This is a genomic window from Amycolatopsis thailandensis, assembly GCF_042723255.1.
Taxonomy (GTDB): Bacteria; Actinomycetota; Actinomycetes; order Mycobacteriales; family Pseudonocardiaceae; genus Amycolatopsis; species Amycolatopsis thailandensis.
This window is the reverse complement of sequence record NZ_JBHXJK010000143.1, coordinates 1-4,969: the sequence shown is the minus strand read 5'-3', so window position 1 is coordinate 4,969 and position 4,969 is coordinate 1. Positions and strand designations below refer to the sequence as shown.

Annotated in this window: 4 protein-coding genes; 3 read left to right on the top strand and 1 reads right to left on the bottom strand. The window is 65.4% G+C overall.

The features are described 5' to 3' along the window. Positions 1–130: 130 nt before the first annotated feature. Positions 131–766, bottom strand: a complete 636-nt coding sequence (locus tag ACFWMR_RS36075; protein ID WP_378381641.1) for a hypothetical protein — start codon at positions 764–766, stop codon at positions 131–133. A gap of 253 nt (positions 767–1,019) precedes the next feature. Here ACFWMR_RS36075 and ACFWMR_RS36070 point away from each other — a divergent pair, with 253 nt between their 5' ends. The 3 genes from ACFWMR_RS36070 to ACFWMR_RS36060 all read left to right on the top strand — a co-directional run bounded on the left by ACFWMR_RS36070 (position 1,020) and on the right by ACFWMR_RS36060 (position 4,656). Beyond that, positions 1,020–1,424 carry a hypothetical protein gene (locus ACFWMR_RS36070; protein WP_093935809.1) on the top strand — a complete coding sequence of 135 codons (405 nt, stop codon included), beginning with the start codon at positions 1,020–1,022 and terminating at the stop codon, positions 1,422–1,424. Between the two features lie 409 nt (positions 1,425–1,833). Continuing rightward, positions 1,834–3,195 (top strand): MFS transporter, encoded by a 1,362-nt coding sequence (locus ACFWMR_RS36065; RefSeq protein ID WP_378381640.1) that lies wholly within the window; start codon positions 1,834–1,836, stop codon positions 3,193–3,195. Between the two features lie 207 nt (positions 3,196–3,402). Continuing rightward, on the top strand, positions 3,403–4,656 hold the full coding sequence (locus ACFWMR_RS36060) for a DUF222 domain-containing protein (protein WP_378381639.1): 1,254 nt from the start codon (positions 3,403–3,405) through the stop codon (positions 4,654–4,656). Positions 4,657–4,969 lie beyond the last annotated feature (313 nt).

Below are 4,969 nucleotides of genomic sequence, written 5' to 3'. Positions count from 1 at the left end.
GCCGGGGGGGGGGGGGGGCCGGCGGGGGTTTTCCCCGGGGGGGGGGGGGGGTCCCCCAAAACCCTATTTCCTGGCCTCCTGGCCCCCCTTCGGGTCCCCCCCCGACTCTCGTTCGCGAGAAAGCATCCGACTAGCGGAAAAGCTTGTAATTGAGCACGATGTAGCCGGAATTGTCGTCGATCTTGACGTCATTGACGCCGATCCAGCCGACCGTCCCCTTGGACGTCCTCAAGCAATGTTTCCCGCCGGTCGAAATCACCTCCGGCCCCGGGACCACGTCTTTTCCCTCGGAAACGATCTTCGGACATGCCACTTTGGCTTCCTGCTCGGTTCCGTAGTAGTAGAACAAGCCCGAACGATTGGACGTCAGATTGCCTCCGTCGTAGAAGAGGTCGATATCGCCACTGGGCCCCGTGGCGGAGACCGGGGCGACGCGGGATCCGTCGAGGTCGGCCCCCGTGCCCGCATCGATCTTGACCTGCTCGGGGACACCTTCGGCAGGCTTGTCCTCCTGCGGTTGCGTGCCGGAGGCGGCTTGCGACGACGACCCGGACGTGGACGGCGAACCTTGGGCTTCGGCGCCTTTCGCCGGTTGTGAGCCGGTGTTGATGAGTGCCACGACTATCGCGCCGACCAGGCCCAACACCGCGGTTATCGCGGCCGCCATAATCGCTCCGCGTCGACTGACAAGCGCCGCGGTCACGGCTGGATCCGAGGTCTTTCCGGCCCGGTCGGTTTTGGACTTGACATGGTCGTTGTTCGTCACATTGTCTCCCCTGTCGAAAATATGCCGGAGGAGATTACAACAAGATCGAAGAGAGACGCGGGCGGCCGTTCGTGAGCGACATTGAAACCTCTGTTGATTTGGTCATCGCGCGCTCGATTCACTCCACAGGGCTAAAGTTTCGGTGTCGGAACACGTACGGGCCGCCGCTGTCCGGGTGATGTCGGGCCGCGCCCGGTGTCTCGACCCTTGTAGTCGCTAGTCTTGATCTTCGACTGCGAGGGAGACTGAATTCATGGCGGAATGGGCCGATCTGGTCGCGTTCGTACGGCACGAATATCGGGTGGTTAAGGACGAACCGGACGAAATTCGCATCCGGTTGTCCTACGGCGACGACGATTTCGAGGAGCGGGCCCAGACCGTGGTCATCGCTCGGGAGATCTTCGACCGCCGCGAGGACTGGGTGCAGATCGCGACGCCGTTCGCGCGGGTCGACGAGGTCGACCTGGCGACCGTGCTGACCGAGATCGGCAACACGATCGTCGTCGGGGGACTGGTGGTGATGGGGGACCACCTGGTGCTGCGCCATTCCTTGCCGCTGGTGAACCTCGACATCAACGAGTTCACCGACCCACTCGAACTCGTCGCCGGTTCGGCGGAGCTGTTGGAACAGCAGTTCACCGGACGCGACGACTACTGACCTCGGCGACCTCTTCGAAGGAGGTCACGAGTTCGCATTCCTCTTCGGTGAGCTTGTTGATCGCTGCCCGGTACGCCTGCGCTTGGGCCGTACTGGGCAGTTCACCGGCGAGGAGACCCGGAAGCCCGAGTTCGAAGCCGCACCTGGCCCGCGCACCGTAGCGGTGCCGGGTGCGGGCGACGGCGGTGGCGACACGGAGCCCGTGCTCGGTCCCCGGCGGCGTCGCCGGCCTGTCGGTCTCGATCGCCGCGAACCGGAACCCGTTGGCCTGATCGCATTGTCCGCAGCCGGTGGGGCCCGCGCCGAGTCCGTCGCCGCAGCTGGCGCAGCGCAGCCTCTCGGCTTACAACTCGCGAGGTGGCCGGACCTTGTTACCGCAGATGGCATCCGTGGCCCTATCGTGATCGGTATGCGCGCACTGGGTGGAGCGGCTTCCAAATGGGGTGGTCTCGTAGCCTTGCTCGCGGGATTCTTCGTGCTCCTGCTCGACACGACGATCGTCGCTGTGGCGAGCCCGAGGATCCAGGCCGACCTCGGCGGGGATGTCGCCGCGCTGTTCTGGGTGACGGCGGGCTACCTGCTGGCGTTCTCGGTCCCGCTGCTGGTCGCCGGGCGGCTCGGCGACCTCTTCGATCCGAGGCGCGTCTACCTGGTCGGCATGGCGGCCTTCGCGGTGTCCTCCGCGCTGTGCGGGCTCGCGCCCACGATCGAGTGGCTCATCGCCTTCAGGATCCTGCAAGGCCTGGCGGCGGCCGCGATGTCCCCTCAACCACTGACGCTGATCCGGCGGCTGTTCAACGAGGACGAGCAGGGTCGCGCGTTCGGCATCTGGGGTTCCGTCGCCGCCGCTGCCACGTTGCTCGGACCGATCCTGGGTGGGCTGCTGACGGCGAGCCTCGACTGGCGCTGGATCTTCTTGGTCAACGTTCCCCTCTGCGCCATCGCGGTCGTCATGGGAATCCGCCTGATTCCGGGCAGCCCCGGCGGTGTCGCCCGGTTCGACCTGATCGGTGCCGCGCTGAGCACGGCGGGCTTGACTCTTCTGGTGTGGGCTCTGCTGTCCTGGGACGCGCTGTCGTTGCCCGCCGCGGCGATCGCCGTCGCGCTGCTCGTCGGTTTCTGGATTCGAGAACGAGGCCAAGGCGCGGACGCGCTCGCACCACTTCGGCTCTATCGCTCGTCCGGGTATCTGAACGCGAGCATCGCGATGGCGTCTCTCGGTGCGACTGTCCTCGCGATGGCGCTCCCCATCATGCTGTACCTCCAAGAAGAACGCGGTTTCGGACCTTTCGAAGCCGCCGTGGCCCTCGCTCCGGACGCCGTCGTCGCGATCCTGCTGTCGCCCCCGGCCGGCCGCTGGGTCGACCGGGTGGGCGGGCGCCGACCGGCGATACTCGGCATGAGCCTGCTCGCGGTGAGCTTGCTGCTCATGGGTCTTGTCGTCGTGTCGGGCCTGAATCCTTGGTGGATAACGGTGGGAGCCGCGCTTCTGGGAGCCGCCAACGCCATGGCTTGGTCGCCGCTTTCCGCCATCGCGATGGCTTCCGTGGATCCGGACGCGGCAGGTGGCGCTTCGGGTCTGTTCAATACGGTCAGGCAGGTGGGCGCGGTGGCGGGAGTGGCGGTGACCGGCGCGATCCTGGCGGCGCTCGCGGCGAGGCCGGTCTTGGCTTTCGGTGTCGTTTTCGGGTTCATTCTTCTTGTTGCGGTCGGTGGTGTTGTCGCCGCGTTCCGGCTTCCTGCGCGGGTGCGGGCGGCGGCTTCGGTTTAGGGGTTTTCTGCGGTTTGATTGCTGTGTCTCGGTGATCGGCACTGCGCTGGTTTCGCTGTCTCTGCATCCGCCGGGAGATGCGCCACGACGGACGTAAAGGTCTCAGCATGACAAGGCCTTTAATTCACTCGTCAGTGGGAAATATGCCAGTTGACGGTGACCTAAAATTACGAACGCGTGTTCGATGGTTTGGTGTATTATTGAGGTGTGTCCGAGACCTTTCTTCCCGAGTTGCCGCAGGAGTTGTGGCGTGCCGGCAAGCTGGAGCTTGCGCATGGCGTGCAGCAGTTCCTGCAGCTGATGCGGGTCGCGTCCGCCGCTCTGGGGCAATTCCTGGCGGAGGTCGAGTCTCGGGGTTCGAAAGACTTGTATGGCTATGGGTCGACGGCGGCGTGGTTTGCTGATGTGGCTGGGCTGTCTCGGGGTGAGGCGCAGTCGGTGGTGAAGCGGGCGATCGCGTTGAATCCGACTCGTGCTTTGGATGGCACGGAGGTTCCCGCCTTTGCTCCCACTACCGGTGCGGCGGCCGCCGAGGGCATGATCGGGGACGAACGGATCGACCAGATCCTGGAGATCTTGGGGAAGATCCCTGCGGACACGTCGGTGGAGGATCGGGAGAGTGCGGAGAAGATCCTCGGGAACCTGGGCCGTGGCGCTGGTCCCCGGCAGGTGACGAAGGCCGCCGAGGACATCCTCGGCTGGCTGGATCCCGACGGGAACGAACCCAAAGAACCCGAGCCGAAGCAGCCACGCCGCGAAATCACCCTGGAGCGCCGTCGGGATGGGTTCTGGAAACTCACCGGCTTGCTGGATGACGAGCTGGGGGCTCGGACAGCCGCCGCACTGGAGGCGTACGCGAAGCCTCGCCCGGTGGACGAGTTCGGCCAGGCTGACTTGCGGATGAAGTGTGAACGCCTGGGCGATGCGTGGGCCGAGCTCCTTGACTTGGCGATCGCGTGTCCTGATCAGCCTGGCACGAGCGGGTATCGGACGTTGGTGCACGTGACCATCGGCTTGGAAGAGCTGAAGACCGGGATCGGGAAAGCCTGCCTCGACTTCGTCGGGACCATGACCGCCCGCGAGGCTCGGATGGCCGCGTGCGACTGCCTGATGCTGCCCGTGGTGATGAACGCCGCTGGTGAACCCCTCGATGTGGGACGGTTACGGCGGTTCGTCACCCCAGGCCAGAGACGGGCGCTCAACATCCGGGACCGGGGCTGTGCGTTCCCAGGCTGTCACCGGAAACCCAAGAACTGTCACGCTCATCATATCGAGCACTGGGCGGACGGCGGACCGACCGATCTCCGGAACCTGGTGCTGCTGTGCGGTTTTCATCACCGGCTGATCCACCACGGTGACTGGCACGTCCGCATGGCAGCCGACGGACTCCCGGAATTCATCCCTCCCCAGTACTTGGACCCGCTACAACGGATCCGGCGCAACACCCTCAACCGCGCCTGAACTCCCCGCATGACCCGAGGAGCCCGCCACCCACACCGGCGACGGGCCTCTCGGCATGCCTGCCCGGATATGGCCAAGGTGTCCTGTCAGGTACCAAGTCCGTGAAGGCCTCCTTGAGGGACCCTGGGTCCCTCAAGGAGGCCTTCACGGACCGGTGCTCGGCGGCGGCGACTGGCAGGGCGAAGGGGACGTTTCCCTCATCACACGCGCGGAAAGTCCCCTTCACCCCAGGGCCATGCAGTCTCCGGGGTGGCGGCGGCTCGGAAGCGTCGCGAAAGCCACTTTCGGGACATCAGACGTCCCGAAAGTGGCT